This is a genomic window from Lactobacillus gasseri ATCC 33323 = JCM 1131 (genome assembly GCF_000014425.1).
Lineage (GTDB): Bacteria > Bacillota > Bacilli > Lactobacillales > Lactobacillaceae > Lactobacillus > Lactobacillus gasseri.
On sequence record NC_008530.1, the window covers coordinates 96,947 to 113,512 of the forward strand.

Below are 16,566 nucleotides of genomic sequence, written 5' to 3' on the forward strand. Positions count from 1 at the left end.
TTAGACATCTTTATATTTCTGGAAGGGGTAAGTTTTTATGGGATTAAATGCATATATTCAAGGTTTTAATAGTTTAGAGTCAATCGATCGTGCACCAGGTTATTTTAAATATCAGCATCATTCTGTCGCTGATCATAGTTTTAGAACAGCTGAACTTGCTCAAATGATGGGAGATATTGAAGAAGTTGTTGGTAAACAAAAAATAAATTGGAAAGCCCTCTATGAAAAGAGTCTTAATCATGATTATACCGAGCGTTTTATTGGTGACATTAAGACTCCAGTTAAATATGCAACTCCACAATTGCGGAAGATGATTGGAGACGTTGAAGAAACAATGACTGCCAAATTTATTAAGGACGAAATTCCAAAAGAATTTCAAAAAATTTATACTAAGCGTTTGTCTGAAGGGAAAGATGATACTTTAGAAGGTAAAATCTTATCTATTTGTGATAAGTTAGATTTACTTTATGAAGCTTATGGTGAAATTGAATTAGGAAATCCAAATCCAGTTTTCATGCAAATGTTTAAAGAAAGCCTTGAAACGATTAAAAAATTTGACGACTTAACTTGCGTTCAATACTTTATTAAGAAGATTTTGCCAGACTTATTTAAAGGTGACTTTGCTGGTAAAGATAAGATGCAAAGAATTGCTTTTAGTATTTTACTAATGGGGGAAGAATAGTTTGAAATTTCAGTGCGCATCCTGTGGGTTGCGACTTGACAGCCTTCATTTTAAGCAAGAAGGATTAATGAATCCCAAGTTAACAAGTATTTGTGATATTTGCCTAACACGCAATCTAAATGCAGAAGATTATGAAAATCCAGTAATTGAGAATATTTCCCAGGTAATGCTCTATGGCTTTGTAGGAAAGAAAAATACGGGTAAGCTTAATCTAGAGTCTTTAAATCAATATCTTGTAGGAAGCGATCATAGACGCCAATATGAATCTTTTATTCAGGATTATGATGGTAATGAAGTAGCTCTCCAGCAATTGTCACGATCTGAATTTAATCAGGCAATTATTAAGAGCGAAGATAAAGAAATAAATTATATTCCTAATAGCAATGTTGATTTTGCGGTTAATATGAAAAACATGGGAATTGAAGTTGACTTTTCTTTAAATGAAGTCGATTTTGTTGACCGTGAAAGAATTCGTCATAAATATAATTATCGCTGCCAATATTGCGGTAGACGCGGGACGAGCGTAGATCACAAAGATCCAGTTTCTTTATCGCATGATAATTCTTTTGATAATCTGATTTTGTCATGTAGCGAGTGTAATCGAATTAAATCTAATATGCCTTATAATTTGTTTACTAAGCTGAATAATCAACTTACTGTTGTAAATAGAAAATTGGTTAAGTACGAAGATACTCTTGCTAATTTAAAAGAAGAATTTCAGCAGGCAAAACGTGATTTGGCTGGACAAGTTCATTTAAAAGGGGTAGTTAATGACCCTGAATTAAATGCGATGAGAAAGCAAAATAAAAAGCTTCAGGATGCAATTGATAGTTTGCAGAGCGATTATGATGCTTTAAGGAAATTGCGTAAGACATATTTTGAAACTGGTTGGAAACTAGCACAAGAAAAAGAAAATAGTGAGATTATATAGTAAAAAAATGCATTGGACATAAAAATCCAATGCATTTTTTGCTATCTTAAAGTTCATTACTTCTAAAGTTACGTAAGAATTTCTTAGTCTTCTCTTCTTGAGGATCATTAAAGATCTCTTGTGGTGTACCTTGTTCAGTGATAACTCCATCACTCATAAAGATAACTTGATCAGAAACGTCACGAGCAAATCCCATTTCGTGAGTAACAATGACCATTGTTAAGCCAGTTTTAGCTAGTAACTGCATAGTATTAAGTACTTCACCAACCATTTCAGGATCTAGCGCACTAGTTGGTTCATCGAAAAGTAAGATTTCAGGATCCATCGAAATTGCCCGCGCAATAGCTACACGCTGCTGTTGTCCACCAGATAATTGTTGAGGCTTTGCAGTTAAGAAAGGTTCCATGCCAACTTTCTTTAAGTTCTCAATTGCAACTTTTTTGGCTTCTTCTTTAGAGCGTCCAAGAACCATTTCTTGACCAATCATACAGTTTTGAAGCACGTTTTTATTATTAAATAAATTAAATTGCTGGAACACCATACCAACCTTTGATCGGAATTTATTGCGATCAAAATGAGAATCTAAAATATTGTTACCATGGAATAAGATCTTACCATTGCTTGGTTCTTCAAGAAGGTTAATACATCTAAGCATGGTCGATTTACCACCACCAGATGGCCCAATAATGGTCATTACTTCACCTTTATTAATATCAAAAGAAATATCTTTTAATACTGTGTGGTCGCCGTATTTCTTTTGTAAATGTTGTACTTGTAAAATGTTTTCTTCGTTATTATTGTTCATGTTCAAATCCAGTCTCCTTTGGATCTTCTACTTGTAATTGATTAGCCATTAAGTTGTAGTTCTTTGGACCTTCAAGCTTCTTTTCAATGAAATTAAAGATTCTAGTAATTGAGAATGTCAAAATTAAGTAGATCATTGAAATAATGAAGTAAGTTTGGAAGAATTGGAAGGTTTGACTGGCAACAGTTGTACCAACAAAGAACAATTCTGATACAGAGATAATACTTAATACTGAAGTATCCTTAATGTTAACAATAAATTCGTTAGTAATTGATGGCAAACAGTTTCTAATTGCTTGTGGTAAAATGATATGCCACATTTGTTGTGAGTGAGTCATACCGATAGCAGAAGCTGCTTCAAATTGACCTTTAGGGGTAGCGTTAATACCACCACGAATAACCTCGGCTAAGTAAGCACCAGTATTAATTGAAACAATTACTAGAGCAGCTACTGTACGGTTTGAGTTAAGGTGCCATAATTGGGCAATTCCGTAGTAGATAACAGCTGCTTGAACCATCATAGGAGTTCCACGGAACACTTCAATATAAACTGCTAAAATCCAATCAACAATCTTTAAGCCCCACTTCTTACCAGTAGACTTAGGAGTTGGGATAGTTCTAACAATACCCACAAGTAAACCAATGAAGAAACCAACAATAGTACCAACTAAAGCTAAAAGAAGAGTCATTCCAACACCGCCAAGGATCATTGAACCATAGCGATGCATAATTGACATAAACCAGTTTTCTTTCTTGCTGCCACCTGCTTGAGGCTGTTCCTTTACAGCATCAGCCATTAATTGGTCGCGCTTTTTCTTAGAAATACCATTTAAAATGCTATTAACTTGGTTAAGTAATTCAGTGTTGCCTTTCTTAACACCAATTGATGTAATTGAATCATCGTGGTCAACTTTGAATCCTTGCATCTTGTTTAAGTTAACGGCAACGATGTTAGGGTTAACTGCCTTGTAACTTTGGTATTCAATATCTTCTGCTACATAACCATCAATAGTACCTGATTGTAAGCTTTGACGCATTGCAGAAAAGCTTCTCATTGCTGGTTCACGCTTAGCGCCATGTAATTGCTTAATTAGATCATAGTGCAATGTACCTTGTTGAGCAGTTAATTTTGCGCCTTTAAAATCATTTAAGCCTTTTGCTTGAGCAAATTTTCCAGTCTTGCTTGTAATAACTACGAAAGTACTCTTTCTGTATGGTACAGAGAAGTTGATTGCCTTTCTACGTTCAGCAGTAGGAGACATACCAGCAATAATTAAATCAATTTTGCCAGAAGTTAAAGCTGGTAATAGACCATCCCATTCGGTCTTTTCAACGACAACTTTACGATGAAGCTTTTTACCGATAATTTTTGCGATTTGTACATCATATCCATTTGCATATTGCTTAGATCCATCAATTGGAACTGCACCATTTGCATCGGTTGTTTGAGTCCAATTGTATGGTGGGTAATTAGCTTCCATACCTATTTTTAGGGGTGCTTCTTTTTTAGCCGCTTCGGTTTGACTAGAATTAGAGCTAAAACCGATAACTAAACTTAAAATTAGGGCTAATAAAGCACTAAACCATCTTATTTTTGACTTCACTTTGAAATACCTCCAAAAATTATTTCAAATAAAGCCAATACAATAAAAGCGTAAATAAAAAGCCTCGCTGTTTACCAAAAACAACGAGGTTTGAAAATCATCAGTAATTAAACCAAATCATATAGCGCTCCCTGGGGACTACCAGGACAGTATGTAAGATATGCTCTCACATCCCAACAAGCTTAATTCGCGAAAGTAAGCTTGTTTCGGCGATAATCCTAAAAACTACTGTCAATGTATTCGCGTACTCAAGTAGATTTTGTGGTTATCGCAACCTCTATTGCATTGGGGATTTATTTAACTGATGAAAAGATTAAACGATTTTTAATATTTTGTCAAATAAATCCGTGATTTTTTTTGACATCTTTTTTCTTAATATCTGAAACATAGGGATTACCAGCAACTATAAATCTTAGCTTTTTCTTGGCCCATTTAGGATCTGACTGATTGATCCCAACTCTTGGAAGAGCAGTAATTTTTTCAATTTTTCGTTTATGATTAATATCAATATCAAAAGGAGAATCTTCTAAACGAGCTAAGTCCCATTTTCTACTAGTAATTCCAAAAGCCTGCATCATCTTTCCAGGGCCATTAGTTAAAAGTGGACCAGTTTTGCCGTTGCGATTTTTAATCATGGTATCAATTCCGGTCAGTGGGTCAATTGCCCTAATTAAAACTCCTTGTGGTTCACCTTCTGCTTGGCACGCAACATCAAAGAAGAAGTATTGTCTCTGAGAATAGATATACAAACTGCCACCAGGACGATATAAGCCTTCATTTGCCTGACTGCGTCTGCCACCATAAGAATGGGCAGCCCGGTCTTTTACACCAACATAGGCTTCTGCTTCAACTATTGTGCCTGATAAAAGTTCATTTCCATTGTTGAAAGATAAAGTTCTACCCAACAGATCTTTACTAATTTCACTAGTAGACCGATTAGTAAAAAATTCTTCATATTACTACTTCTTTCTAAAAATGTTGTACACTCGTACTTGAAAGTAAATATAAATTGTAGGGGGAATCAAAAGATGAATGAAATAAAAGTTGTTAGAATTTATGACCATGAGCAACCCGCAGGTTATAGAATCTTAGTAGATCGCTTATGGCCTCGAGGAATGAGCAAGGTAAAAGCTCATTTAGATGAATGGGATAAGGAAATTGGGCCAACTAATGAATTAAGAAAATGGTTTAATCATGAAGATGACAAGTTTCCTGAATTCAAGACTAAGTATATAGCGCAATTGAAAGCTAATCCAGTTACAACCGAGTTTGTTAAAAATGTAAAAGAAAAGCTAGCTCAAGAAGACGTTATCTTCTTATATGGTGCTAAAAATAAAAAGCACAACCAGGCAGTTGTGCTTAAAGATTTTATTGATAGTCAATTAGGTTAAGGCATTTTTTTGCCATGCAAGTTTTGTCGAACGTAATGAAAAATAATTGTTAAAATAACTGTACCAAAAACGATGCCGGCAAAGATGGCATCGGGCAGTTTGAAGTTTAGCGGTGGCAATGAAACAAGTAGCTTAACTGCAATGATTGTGATTAAAACATAGGCCATTGTTTGAAGTTCAGGAATAATTTCCATTAATTTGATAATAACTTCAGCAACTCCTCGCATGCATAGAATACCAATCATTCCGCCAACTAAGACGACAACTGGATTATTTGACATGGCTAAGGCTGCTAAAACAGAGTCAATTGAAAAGACGATATCCATTGACTCAATTGAAATAACAGTTCTCCAAAATAATGAAAGATGGTGCTTTCTTGTCTTGGAGCTCTTTTTCTTATGGGCTTCTTTTTTTGCCGCTTCTTTCTTAGCAACTTGTGCAGGGTGGCGAAGATCATAAAAATACTTATAAACTAAGTAAAGTAAATATAAACCGCCTAACAGTTTGATTTCCCAGAAATTAATTAGGTAAGTACCAATCCCAATTACAATAAAGCGAAATAGATAAGCCCCCCAAAGTCCGTAAACTAACGATTTCCTTTGCTCATCTTTAGTTGGTAAAACTTGCGTTTGTGCGGCTAAAACCACCGCATTATCAACTGATAGCAAACACTCCATTAAAATTAGAGTCAGAATCATCATCCAATCTTGTCCGCTAGTTAGGACATGAGCCCAGTTATTAGCGTCAAAAAAGGGTTGATAAAGTTTAATCAATTGCATTCAAATAGCCTTCTTCAAGTTTTATTAAGCGTTGCTTTTCTTTCTCTCCCATTCTATAACTTCCAACCTTATCTGACGCTAAAATTACGCGATGACTTGGAATAAAAATTAGGGATGGATTTAGGGCTACCGCATGTGCAACTGTTCGAACCGAAGTTGAGCCATTAATAGCAGAAGCTAAATCATTGTAAGAAATGGTTGTTCCATAAGGAATATTTTCAATCATTTTAACAACTTGATTTTGAAATGGAGTACCAAAGCTTGAGTAGTCGATAGGAACGGTAAAGGAGCGACGCGTGCCTGCAAAATATTCTTTTAATTGTTGAACATAAGGAGCCAATTTTTTGGAATCTTGGACCAGAATGTGGTTAGGATAAAATCCTAAAATAGAAGATTCAATATTACTATTCTTGGAACCGACGAATGCTAATCCCAAGTTACTAATGACTAATTCATAGGTCCATGGCTTAATTTCAACAAAATCGTAATAAAAAACTTTTGCTTGGGCAAGTGGCATTTAATCCTAACCTTTCTTTTAATTAATATATTAACTCCATCTTATATTGTACAACAAAAAATAACAGAAAGAGCTATGGACAAATTAAATAAAATGTTAGTTAAGATAATATCGGTTATATATATAATTTGTCAAATACTTTTTCAGCATTTTCAATAATTGTTAAAACATCTTTAGGAGTTGGTACAGGAGTATTATTGATAACCCAGACTTTGGCAGTAGCTTGTCGATAGGCAAGAAGTTGAGCGAAAGGATAAACAACAAAACTAGTTCCAGCAATAATAACTAAGTCACTATTTTGAATTGCTTTGACTGAATCAGTTAAAACCATTTCATTAATTGGTTCACCGTATAAAACAATGCCGGGACGAATTATTCCGTGATCTTTTGCGTGTAGGTACGATTTCTTATATTCTTCGTATGAAATTTTTTCATGACACTTAGTACAAAAAATATTATAAAGATTGCCATGAAATTCAATGACATGCTTATTGCCAGCTTTTTTGTCTAGACCATCAACATTTTGTGTAATTAAAGTACCATTTTTATTGCAGCTAGCTGCAATTTTTTGGTGAATAATATTAGGTTGAGCATTTGGAAAATACATATTTTCCATTACAAAGTGATGAAACTTAGCTGGTTCATGAAAGAGAGTATCCTCACTTAAAATTTGTTCTGGACTTTCGGATATGCCATTATAAATTCCGTTTTTTGATCTGTAGTCAGGAATATGAGAGGGTGTAGAAACTCCAGCACCAGTTAAGTACGTGACATGGTGGGCATTATTGAGATCTGCTTGCAGGGCAGCAATTTGATTGTTTAAATCCATATGAAACCTCCTATACTTTTAATTTTCAACTAAGTCAATTATAGAATGCTGAGAGAAAAAGTGGTATTTGTTATAATTGAAGTAAGAATTTTAACGTTAATAAATATTTTTAGAAGGAAAGATATGTCACTTTTGTATATTGCTTTTGATATTTTGCTAATTGGCTATATTTTTTATAGTTGGTATTGGCAAGCAAACATTGATTATAAGGCTCGCTTTAGAAGTTCATCGGTTATTTGGGCTTTGATTTTTCTATTAATTGGATTTTATTTAGATTACTTTACTGATCCAACTTTGCTCATGAATGTGTTTATAGCAACATTTTTATTAATGAGTATTATTGATGGTGTTAGTGGATTAGCTAAGAAGAGGTTAGTTGTAAGTGGATATTTTAAACGAACAGTTAAGTATAGCGATATTGCACATGTTACCTTAATTACAGTTCCTAATCCTAAAAAGCCCACTGTGATGGCAATTTTTCAAACTAATAATCGTCAAGCGTATTATTTACGTTTTTCACAGCAAATTAGTGATGTAATTGCTAACATTAGAAAATACTTAGGTTCAAACGTTGGCATTGAAGTACAGTCAATGATGTAAATATAAAAATATGAAAAGAAAGGATAAGAACTCTGATCACTATACAATGAAGTGAAGGAGTACTTATCCTTTTTTGCTTTTTATAAAATTGGAGAAAGTAATCTAGAAAAGGCCTGTTTGAATCGAAGGTAACGAGACCAATTATTGGTGATATCCAACGTTAATTCAGTACAGTTAGCAAGATCTTTTTTAAAAATCTGATTTAATTCCCGGGTAATATTTTTATCATAGAAAACAGCATCAGTTTCAAAATTTAGACTATATGAGCGAAAGTCTTGATTCATTGAACCAACTGCTGAAAAGCGTTCATCAACCATGACAGTCTTAGCATGAATGAAGCCATTATTATAGACGTAAATTTTTATCCCTTCATGTAATAAGTAGTTCGCATACCACTGAGTAGCGCGGTAAATAAAGGGATGATCAGGCATTGAAGGGATCATGATTCTGACATCAACACCTGAACGGGCAGCAATAACCCAAGTGGCGATCATTGGATCGTCTGGAACTAGGTAAGGAGTCTGAATCCAAAGCGTTTTTCTTGCCATCATCATCATTCTAATCATGCCATTGCGTAAGTAAGGGGTAGAAGTATCAGGTCCATCTGACACGATTTGTGTTGCAACGTCATCTTCAGTTAGCTTATTTTCTTCAATCTTTGGAAAAAGTTTTTCATTAAATGAAATTGTCTCATTTTTATTAGTAACTGAAGCGTTCCAGTCCATTACAAAACGTTCTTGGAGTAATAGCGAGGCTGAGCCTACAATTCTAAGATGGGTATCGCGCCAGTAACCAAATTTTTTGCTTTTACTTACATATTGGTCACCAACATTGAAGCCACCTGTCCAAGATATTCGGCCATCAACAACGACAATCTTACGGTGAAGGTGATAATTCATCCGATATTTTTTGATCATATTCTGAGCCGTGATAAAAGCTGCCACTTCTCCGCCTAGATCAGTTAAAGGTTTGAACCAAGCCTTTGAAGCACCTGGCGATCCCCACGGATCATAAATCAATCTTATTTTTACGCCTTCACGAGCTTTTTTGATTAATAAATTGAGAAACTGATTTCCTAAATCATCATTCATGAAGGAATAATATTCAACATTGATTGTTTCCTTAGCCTGATTAATGTCTTTAAAAAGAGCTTTAAATTTCTCTTCTCCATCGGTATAGAAACTAATTTTATTGTTTTTAGAAAGCGGGGAATCATGTTTAAAGTTAAAATAATCAATTAAAATTTTAGCTTCTTTAGAAGTATCTGTTGGCCCAGTATCTTTAGGGATACGCGGAATCATTTTATTTACTTTGTTTAAGCCAATGTGTTTTTGATTATTAATTGCAAAAAGGTTTTCTTGTGATAATCCACGTCCAATAAAACCGTAAAGAATAAAGCCGAGCACAGGAAAAATAAGTAAAATAATTAGCCAGGCCCAAGAGGTAGCGACTGATCTTTTTCTGTGGAACACTACATAAAAGGCTAAAAGTGTGTTAACTGCCCAAAGAAGTGTCCAAAATTCATTTGAAAAAATAATTATCCCTCCCCGTTAACTCAGTTATTATCGTCGTTATGTCCTCCAAAAATAAGAAGAAGTCTAAATAATTGTAGCATGCTTGTTAAAACTGCTGCGACATAGGTTAAGGCTGCCGCAAACAACACTTTGCGTGCCATTGGCATCTCTTGTGGCGATAAAATAGCCCCATTATTTAACATCCTTAGCGCACGATGTGAAGCATTAAATTCAACTGGTAAAGTTACTACCTGAAAAAGAAGGACTAGTGCAAAGCACCAAATACCAATTTTAATCAAGGTTTGATTCATCCCTAAGACTAGTCCTAGAAGAATTAATGGCATTGATAAATTAGAACCAAGAGAAACAATTGGCACTAAGGCAGAACGCATACGCATTGGTGCATAGTTGCTAGCATCTTGTAAGGCATGTCCGACTTCATGTGCTGCTACACCAACCGCAGCAATAGAAGAAGAGTTATAAACAGACTGCGAAAGGCTGAGAACTTTATTAGTAGGATTGTAATTATCAGTTAAGTTCCCGGCAACTTCGCGAATTTCAACTTCATATAAACCAGCTTGGTCTAGAATGTAACGAGCGGCTACTTTACCAGTGTAATTACCTTGATTTTGAATTTGATCATAGCGATTAAAAGTCGAATTAACGTTCATTGAGGCCCAGCCAGAAATTGCTACACCTAAAATAATCATCCAAAAATATGGGTCATAGAAAAATGGCATATAGTACATAACGATTTTCTTTCTTTATAAAATTAATCAGTTAACTTCAAAAACTTATTGATAATATTAATTACAAAAGGATTATCATGTAGAACACTATGTTCAGCTGCATTCCCGCGAACTTCGATTTCTTGGAAGGTGTGGGCAACAGGAGCAAGAATATAGCGAATTGATTTAGCAGAAACAACAGAAATAAACCTATCTGTATTAGTTTCATCTAAGATATTTCCATAAATATTTAAAACAGAAATATTGGGATTAAAGCGACGCTGATTAAATAGCATACCTAAATAGGAAATACTCATCAGAATAGGACGTCCTTTTTCATTGAGACGATTAACATTAGGTAAATCGCCTAAATACATTACTCCATCAAAGGGCCCAGCAATTAAAGCGCAATGGTCTAAGTGAGGAAAGTTTTTTCTCAAGCTTGTTTTCATTTCAACCTTTACTACTGAAGGTGCACCTAGAGAATGGGCGACCGCACTATATTTCTTGAAATGGTATCTCTTACTTAAGTAAGACAAGGCCGTGCGTAAGTAATAGGAACTTGCATAAACACCAGCAATTCGGTCTTTAAAAACTAATTGAACGATGGGCTGTGGATCAGCTGTCCAAGTTCCTTCCAAAATAAAATTACCAAAGGGATCGATTGTAACTTTAAGAAATTTATCTGTTCCTTTTGCCTTGCAAGCAGCATGAACCATTTTGTTAGTTGTATAATCGCCTCCGCGAAAACCGTGTACGTAAAAAATTGGTGTTTGCGTAATTGTAGAAGCTTTTTCTGTTGTTGAACTATCTTCAACTTTACGTTTGTGCATTCTGAGTAGCCAGCGTGTAGGAGTAAAGGTAGCCATTAAACCTAAAAAAGTCATTCTTGCAATGCTAGGTTCTTTATTTTTATGTTTATTATTCTTTTCAACTTCTTCGCTATATCGTTTTTGAATAAAAAACACACTACATCCTCCCTTCGTATTAATTTTAGCGTTAAAATTATTCTAACATTTTATCAGCTAGAGCAGATAAGAAAGGAACATTTATGAAATACTATGCAGTAAAAAAAGGTCGTACACCTGGTGTTTACCGGACATGGGAAGATGCTAAAAAACAAGTTGATGGCTTCTCCGGTGCCGAATATAAGTCTTTTGAAAAGATAACTGATGCGACTGAGTATTTAGACTGGAATAAGGAAACGCAACCAGATATTGTTAAAGAAGATTCCTTAAGCAATGCGATTAAGAAAATCCAAGCTGCTAAGATCGTGCCCCAGGCTAAAAAGAAAAAAATAAAAAAGACTAGTTCTAATAATCCAGCTGACTATTTTGCAACTATTTATACAGATGGTGGATCACGAAATACTGGTGTGCATAAAGGGGGACATGTTAATAAAACTGATAAAGCAGCGTGGGCTTATTTAATTGAATGGCAAGGTGGTCGCACTTATGGTTCGGGCGGAGAATTTGGCGCCACAAACAATAAGATGGAATTATTGGGGCTAATTAATGCTTTAGAGAAATTACTTGAGTTGAAGTTTAATGATAAACATCTTTTATTTGTTTTAGATTCACAATATGTTTTAAATGGAATTAATAAGCACTGGATTGAGGGATGGAAGAAACGTGGCTGGAAACGAGCAAATGGTCCTTTAATCAATGCTTCCGAATGGAAAAAACTAGATAGTTTACTAGGTCATTTTTCGGATAGTACTTTTAGCTGGACCAAGGGACATGCTGATAACGAGGGCAATGTTTTTGTGGACCATGAACTAAATCGTTATATGGATAAAATGAAGTAGTAATCTGCTTGATAAACAAAAAAGTCTGCAAATTGCAGACTTTTTTAATGCACTTTTTTTAGTAGTTGCTATAATAATAATTGAAAGACTAGAACGCACGCAGGTACTAGTTTTGACGACGGAGACGGCTATTTTAAGCCGTCTTTTTCTTTTAATTTTTTAGTTTAAGACAATGACACCGCCAAAGATACTTCTAAACCAGCTAACGATTGAATCAATTAATTTTTGGAACCAGTTACGAGTTTCAGGTGTATTAAATTTTGAAAAGATATTCTTAGCACCAGATTGAATTTGGTCTGCCAGTTGGCCAGCTTGTTGCTGGAAGTTTTTGTCTTTTAAAGCACCAGAATTTTTAATCTTAATTAAGACATTAATAATTTGTTCTTTTTGATTATTAGTAATGGTGTCGCCTAGGTGGTTAATGTTAATTTGATTGTTAACGATATCTCTAATTTGGCTATCGGAAATATTTTGTCCCTGTTTAGCCATTTCTTTTTTTGCACCAGCTACGGCATTGTTTAATTGAGCGTCAGAATAGCCATCTTTTCCCTTATTTTGGCTAGTAATCTTACTTAAGGTATTCATTTCAGTTTGTGCTGCATTAATTTGATTTTGATTTAAAGAATTGCCATTTTTAGCATAGGCAGCATAAACACCAGCTAGAGCACCTGACCCATCAATTGGCGTAGCAGAAGTGACGTAAATGTCCGCGTCAGAAATACCAGCAGTTAAAGCGGCATTTTTGTACTGGTTAGCAGTAATAGTTGTAATGTTATTGTGACCATTATAAGGTAAAATGTGAACATTAATCCCGCTACCAGAGCTAGTTTTTTGGATCATAGCGCTAGACCAAACACCTGAATTATTAGTGAAGTCATAGCCAGAAGGATTAAGATATTTTACAAGATCTGCGCCAGTAATAGTGATGGTGGTATAATTACTACCATTTAAGGACTGCGTTAAAGTATCAATTGTCCCCTGTTTTTGAGAAGAGGTAAGGGATGTACCTAAAGTTACGACAGGAGTGTCATTTTCATTTGCCTTAACTGTTTTAGTATTACTAATAGCAGTTAATCCTAAGATTCCGCTTGTTAAGATAGCGACAAGCGCGGTTAGTATTTTTTTCATAATAAAATTTTCTCCTTATGAATAAAATATACTCAATGTGATGGCTATATTATAACCTAAATAGCTAACTGAATTATGTAAATAAGTATTAAGATGCTATAATCATAAGCAAAAGGAGGCAGACGCTGTGTTACGCCAGCCAATGTTAACGGTAATTATGCCTGTCTACAATATGGAAAAATATTTAGGCCGGGCACTAGAAGCTTTAGCAAAACAAAAAGATAAAAATTTTAAATTATTGATTGTTAATGACGGATCAAAAGATAAAACTCGCGAAGTAGCGGAAGGGTATCGTGATCGGTTTCTTTATTTTGACATTATTAATAAAAAGAATGGAGGCCTTTCTGATGCTAGAAACGTTGGAATGGCTCATGTAACTACTCCATATTTTACTTTTCATGATGGGGATGACTGGGTTGATCCTGGCTATACTGCATATTTTGTAAGAGCATTTGATGAGCATCCAGATGTAGATATTGTTTCTTGTGGTTTTTGGATTGATTCAGAAAAAAGACATGAGAGTCATCCAGTAGGAAATAAGCAAAGCGGTGGTTTAATCGACAAGAGAGAAGCTTATTTGAAGATGACGAATGTCTTTGGCTCGCCTGTAAAGGGGTATACCTGGAATAAAGGATATAAAATTAGCGTCGTTAAAAAATATCATTTGCGTTTTGTGGAAGATTTAGCCTTTATGGAAGATCAAATCTTCAACGTTAAATACGTATCGTTGACTAATGGTTTTTACTATAGTTCAACCCCGTATTATCATTATTGGCAACGTGCTGATAGTATGGTGCATGATCTTAATCCTAAAAAAATACCAGATAATTTCCGAGCTAATTATCGTGTATGGCACCAAATTATTAAAAGCTTGATGGCGGAGCGTGAAGCCCAAAAAGAAAATAAAAAGGTTGCAAAAAAAGCATCTTTAAGTGATTTAGATCATCAAGATTTATAAGAATTTACAGCTAAAGGAATTGGTATGAAAGTAAAAGTTAATGGGGTTGAAATTTACTATCAGAAATTAGGTAAAGGACATCCCTTAATTTTGTTACATGGACATCACCAAGATGGTGGAATCTTCGATAAATTAGTTGCGCCGCTTTCTCTCTATTACACAGTTGTGGTCCCCGATATGCGAGGCCATGGTTTAAGTGAAGGAGAAGCAAGCGAGCATTATCAAACTGAAGTTGAAGATTTACGGGCTTTTATTAGCGCGCTTAAACTTGAAAAGCCTTATATCTTAGGCTTTGGTTCGGGAGGCTTAGTTGCTCTTTCTTTGGCCGCTCAAGCACCAGAATTAGTTTCTAAAATAATTGTTGCTGGTACTTACGTTAATGGAAACGGCGTGAATGCAAAGCACATTGCGGCTAATACCATTCGAGGCTTTTTTAAGGGAGATCGTGACAGCAAAGTAGCTTTAAGAGAGAGTCATATTCCTGTTGAAACGTTAAAGCGAATTAAGACGCCGACCTTATGTGTAGTAGGTGAAAAGGATTGGGTTAAAGTTGAACATGTTCGTTGGTACAGTCAATTGCTTCCTAATTGTCGTTTAGTTTTAATGCCTCGTCAGACGCATTATAGTTATGTTGTTCATAGTTTAAAATTATTAGATTTAATTAAAGATTTTTGTAAAGAGAGCTAAAAAAGTAGCGCTCTTTTTCTTTTTGATCTAAAAATTCGATAGAATTAATATGTAAATGGAAATTAATAGATAGCAGAAGGTTAGAACAATGACAAAAATAGTGGTTCAAGGAATGAATGGCGAGATGTCTGTAGATGATGACAAAATTAAGATTAAGCATACTGCGCCTTTATTTCCAGGTAAACGAGAAGTAACATTAGACATTCACAGTTTACAAGCTGTTGTATATAAAAAAGCGCACATCTTAATTAATGGTTTTTTAAAATTAGTTCCTAAGGGAGATAATCCCATGCTTTATCAAACGGCTAGTTTACACCAAATGGGAAAAGATGAATTGGCAATTGTTTTGAGAGCTTTTGAAAATACCAATCCTAAAGATGCAGAGCATTTTTATAATTATGTCGTTGGTCGCTTAAATCAGATTAAAGCAGCAGAAAATAATCAGTTATAATCTATAGCTAGAAAAGTAGAGCAAAACGGGAATTTTTAGTTATAATAAAACTAGCTGTTAATTTTACAAGGAAGGGCAAATTGATGAATAAAGAAGAATTGCACGAAATGTTGCACCCAATGAAATTAATCGGTCTTGGTGGAAATCAAGCTTTAGCAGAGAGAATTGCGTCAGCTTTGGACAAGCCATTGTTAGAGACTGCTGTTCAACACTTTAGTGATGGAGAAATTCAAGTTAACATTACAGAAAGTGTCAGAGGCTGTGATGTCTACGTAATTCAATCTATTCAAGATCCAGTAAACGAAAACTTTATGGAATTGATGATTGTATTGGATGCTTTACACCGTGCATCTGCTCACTCTGTTAACGTAGTAATTCCTTATATGGCATATTCACGTCAAGATACTAAGAATCGTTCACGTGAACCAATCACTGCTAAATTATTAGCTAACTTGCTTCAATTGACTGATATTGATGACTTGATTGCTGTTGACTTACATGCCTCACAAATTCAAGGCTTCTACAATATTCCAGTTGACCACTTGCACGCTATGCCAATCTTAGCTCAATACTTCTTAGATAACGGTATTGCAAGCAAGGATGATGATGATGTAGTAGTTGTTTCTCCAGACCACTCTGGTGCAAAACTTGCACGTACTTTTGGTTCATATTTTGATGCACCAATTGCAATTGTTGACCAACGTGGAGCACGCTATGATGCAGAAGCTCATGATATGATCGGAGACGTCAAGGATAAGACTGTTATTATCGTTGACGACTTAATTGATACTGGTTCTAGAATTGCTTCTTCAACTAAGTCAGTTTTAGCTGCTGGAGCTAAGAAAGTTTATGTTGCCGCAACTCATGCTTTGCTTTCTCAAAATGCAATTGATGTCTTAAACGAATTACCAGTTGAACAAATTGTTGTAACTGATACCATCAAGCACAAGAAGTATCCAGATAGAATGGTTCGTTTATCTGTTGCACGTTTACTTGCCAAGGGTATTGATTACATTTACAACGATAAATCAATCCACCAAATCTTTGATGAACAAAACAGAATTCAAGGATAGTTTACATTAAATTTTAATATTTTATAAAAAGGCTGAAGCTTAGTATTGTACTAGTTTTCGGCCCTTTTTTTATCTAAAATAAA

At 34.9% G+C, this 16,566-nt stretch carries 18 protein-coding genes, 1 pseudogene and 1 riboswitch; of the genes and pseudogenes, 9 read left to right on the forward strand and 10 right to left on the reverse strand.

The window, feature by feature from the left end:
• The first annotated feature begins 37 nt into the window (after positions 1-37).
• Positions 38-682, forward strand: a complete 645-nt coding sequence (locus tag LGAS_RS00400; RefSeq protein WP_003649661.1) for a YfbR-like 5'-deoxynucleotidase — start codon at positions 38-40, stop codon at positions 680-682.
• Position 683: 1 nt separating this feature from the next.
• Positions 684-1,613, forward strand: a complete 930-nt coding sequence (locus LGAS_RS00405; protein WP_011678729.1) for an HNH endonuclease — start codon at positions 684-686, stop codon at positions 1,611-1,613.
• A 46-nt stretch (positions 1,614-1,659) separates the two neighbouring features.
• On the opposite strand, the gene LGAS_RS00410 is transcribed toward LGAS_RS00405, so the two are convergent.
• The 3 genes and pseudogenes from LGAS_RS00410 to LGAS_RS00420 all read right to left on the reverse strand — a co-directional run.
• Positions 1,660-2,418, reverse strand: a complete 759-nt coding sequence (locus LGAS_RS00410) for an amino acid ABC transporter ATP-binding protein (RefSeq protein ID WP_003650961.1) — start codon at positions 2,416-2,418, stop codon at positions 1,660-1,662.
• Positions 2,408-4,021, reverse strand: coding sequence for an ABC transporter substrate-binding protein/permease (locus LGAS_RS00415; RefSeq protein ID WP_011678731.1), 1,614 nt, complete (start codon positions 4,019-4,021; stop codon positions 2,408-2,410). The genes LGAS_RS00410 and LGAS_RS00415 overlap by 11 nt, the downstream gene beginning before the upstream one ends.
• Positions 4,022-4,135: 114 nt before the next feature.
• A riboswitch (Lysine riboswitch) is annotated at positions 4,136-4,309 on the reverse strand.
• A gap of 47 nt (positions 4,310-4,356) precedes the next feature.
• Positions 4,357-4,977 (reverse strand): annotated as a pseudogene (locus LGAS_RS00420) (DNA-3-methyladenine glycosylase); the annotation flags it as partial.
• A 72-nt stretch (positions 4,978-5,049) separates the two neighbouring features.
• Between LGAS_RS00420 and LGAS_RS00425 the strand changes: the two are divergent.
• Positions 5,050-5,412: a DUF488 domain-containing protein gene (locus LGAS_RS00425; RefSeq protein WP_003647992.1), complete on the forward strand. Its 363-nt coding sequence runs from the start codon at positions 5,050-5,052 to the stop codon at positions 5,410-5,412.
• On the opposite strand, the gene LGAS_RS00430 is transcribed toward LGAS_RS00425, so the two are convergent.
• The 3 genes from LGAS_RS00430 to LGAS_RS00440 form a co-directional block, all read right to left on the reverse strand.
• Positions 5,409-6,191, reverse strand: a complete 783-nt coding sequence (locus LGAS_RS00430) for a TerC family protein (protein ID WP_003647991.1) — start codon at positions 6,189-6,191, stop codon at positions 5,409-5,411. The two genes, LGAS_RS00425 and LGAS_RS00430, sit on opposite strands and share 4 nt — an antisense overlap.
• Entirely contained in the window at positions 6,178-6,708 is a 531-nt protein-coding gene (locus tag LGAS_RS00435) for a methylated-DNA--[protein]-cysteine S-methyltransferase (RefSeq protein ID WP_003649654.1), read from the reverse strand. The genes LGAS_RS00430 and LGAS_RS00435 overlap by 14 nt, the downstream gene beginning before the upstream one ends.
• Before the next feature lie 115 nt (positions 6,709-6,823).
• Positions 6,824-7,537: an NAD-dependent protein deacylase gene (locus tag LGAS_RS00440; RefSeq protein ID WP_003647988.1), complete on the reverse strand. Its 714-nt coding sequence runs from the start codon at positions 7,535-7,537 to the stop codon at positions 6,824-6,826.
• A gap of 123 nt (positions 7,538-7,660) precedes the next feature.
• Here LGAS_RS00440 and LGAS_RS00445 point away from each other — a divergent pair, with 123 nt between their 5' ends.
• Positions 7,661-8,137, forward strand: a complete 477-nt coding sequence (locus LGAS_RS00445; RefSeq protein WP_003651429.1) for a hypothetical protein — start codon at positions 7,661-7,663, stop codon at positions 8,135-8,137.
• 80 nt (positions 8,138-8,217) lie between these two features.
• On the opposite strand, the gene cls is transcribed toward LGAS_RS00445, so the two are convergent.
• From cls to LGAS_RS00460, 3 genes are read right to left on the reverse strand one after another with little or no spacing between them, the layout of a single operon-like run.
• Entirely contained in the window at positions 8,218-9,675 is a 1,458-nt protein-coding gene (cls, locus tag LGAS_RS00450; protein ID WP_025012189.1) for a cardiolipin synthase, read from the reverse strand.
• Between the two features lie 17 nt (positions 9,676-9,692).
• A complete protein-coding gene (locus LGAS_RS00455) occupies positions 9,693-10,400 on the reverse strand; it encodes a zinc metallopeptidase (RefSeq protein WP_003651424.1) in 708 nt (235 codons plus the stop codon).
• A gap of 23 nt (positions 10,401-10,423) precedes the next feature.
• The gene (locus LGAS_RS00460) at positions 10,424-11,347 is read right to left on the reverse strand and encodes an alpha/beta hydrolase (protein WP_003647985.1); all 924 of its coding nucleotides are present in this window, start codon (positions 11,345-11,347) and stop codon (positions 10,424-10,426) included.
• 83 nt (positions 11,348-11,430) lie between these two features.
• On the opposite strand from LGAS_RS00460, the gene LGAS_RS00465 reads away from it, so the two are divergent.
• Positions 11,431-12,186 (forward strand): ribonuclease H family protein, encoded by a 756-nt coding sequence (locus LGAS_RS00465; RefSeq protein WP_003647984.1) that lies wholly within the window; start codon positions 11,431-11,433, stop codon positions 12,184-12,186.
• Positions 12,187-12,345: 159 nt separating this feature from the next.
• Here the strand turns inward: LGAS_RS00465 and LGAS_RS00470 are convergent, their stop codons facing one another.
• A complete protein-coding gene (locus LGAS_RS00470; RefSeq protein WP_003657148.1) occupies positions 12,346-13,314 on the reverse strand; it encodes a DUF1002 domain-containing protein in 969 nt (322 codons plus the stop codon).
• A 127-nt stretch (positions 13,315-13,441) separates the two neighbouring features.
• Between LGAS_RS00470 and LGAS_RS00475 the strand changes: the two genes are divergently transcribed.
• The 4 genes from LGAS_RS00475 to LGAS_RS00490 all read left to right on the forward strand — a co-directional run bounded on the left by LGAS_RS00475 (position 13,442) and on the right by LGAS_RS00490 (position 16,483).
• The gene (locus LGAS_RS00475; protein WP_003651415.1) at positions 13,442-14,272 is read left to right on the forward strand and encodes a glycosyltransferase family 2 protein; all 831 of its coding nucleotides are present in this window, start codon (positions 13,442-13,444) and stop codon (positions 14,270-14,272) included.
• Between the two features lie 24 nt (positions 14,273-14,296).
• On the forward strand, positions 14,297-14,959 hold the full coding sequence (locus tag LGAS_RS00480) for an alpha/beta fold hydrolase (RefSeq protein ID WP_003651413.1): 663 nt from the start codon (positions 14,297-14,299) through the stop codon (positions 14,957-14,959).
• 88 nt (positions 14,960-15,047) lie between these two features.
• On the forward strand, positions 15,048-15,410 hold the full coding sequence (locus tag LGAS_RS00485) for a hypothetical protein (RefSeq protein WP_003651411.1): 363 nt from the start codon (positions 15,048-15,050) through the stop codon (positions 15,408-15,410).
• 83 nt (positions 15,411-15,493) lie between these two features.
• Positions 15,494-16,483, forward strand: coding sequence for a ribose-phosphate diphosphokinase (locus LGAS_RS00490; protein ID WP_003651410.1), 990 nt, complete (start codon positions 15,494-15,496; stop codon positions 16,481-16,483).
• Positions 16,484-16,566: the final 83 nt, after the last annotated feature.

Bases quoted from the DNA above. Each gene is read 5' to 3' on its own strand.
- LGAS_RS00445 (WP_003651429.1), top strand. From the start codon at position 7,661: ATGTCACTTTTGTATATTGCTTTTGATATTTTGCTAATTGGCTATATT.
- LGAS_RS00430 (WP_003647991.1), bottom strand. From the start codon at position 6,191: ATGCAATTGATTAAACTTTATCAACCCTTTTTTGACGCTAATAACTGG.
- LGAS_RS00485 (WP_003651411.1), top strand. From the start codon at position 15,048: ATGACAAAAATAGTGGTTCAAGGAATGAATGGCGAGATGTCTGTAGAT.
- LGAS_RS00490 (WP_003651410.1), top strand. From the start codon at position 15,494: ATGAATAAAGAAGAATTGCACGAAATGTTGCACCCAATGAAATTAATC.
- LGAS_RS00425 (WP_003647992.1), top strand. From the start codon at position 5,050: ATGAATGAAATAAAAGTTGTTAGAATTTATGACCATGAGCAACCCGCA.
- LGAS_RS00435 (WP_003649654.1), bottom strand. From the start codon at position 6,708: ATGCCACTTGCCCAAGCAAAAGTTTTTTATTACGATTTTGTTGAAATT.
- LGAS_RS00400 (WP_003649661.1), top strand. From the start codon at position 38: ATGGGATTAAATGCATATATTCAAGGTTTTAATAGTTTAGAGTCAATC.
- LGAS_RS00480 (WP_003651413.1), top strand. From the start codon at position 14,297: ATGAAAGTAAAAGTTAATGGGGTTGAAATTTACTATCAGAAATTAGGT.
- LGAS_RS00410 (WP_003650961.1), bottom strand. From the start codon at position 2,418: ATGAACAATAATAACGAAGAAAACATTTTACAAGTACAACATTTACAA.
- LGAS_RS00440 (WP_003647988.1), bottom strand. From the start codon at position 7,537: ATGGATTTAAACAATCAAATTGCTGCCCTGCAAGCAGATCTCAATAAT.
- LGAS_RS00465 (WP_003647984.1), top strand. From the start codon at position 11,431: ATGAAATACTATGCAGTAAAAAAAGGTCGTACACCTGGTGTTTACCGG.
- LGAS_RS00455 (WP_003651424.1), bottom strand. From the start codon at position 10,400: ATGTACTATATGCCATTTTTCTATGACCCATATTTTTGGATGATTATT.
- LGAS_RS00470 (WP_003657148.1), bottom strand. From the start codon at position 13,314: ATGAAAAAAATACTAACCGCGCTTGTCGCTATCTTAACAAGCGGAATC.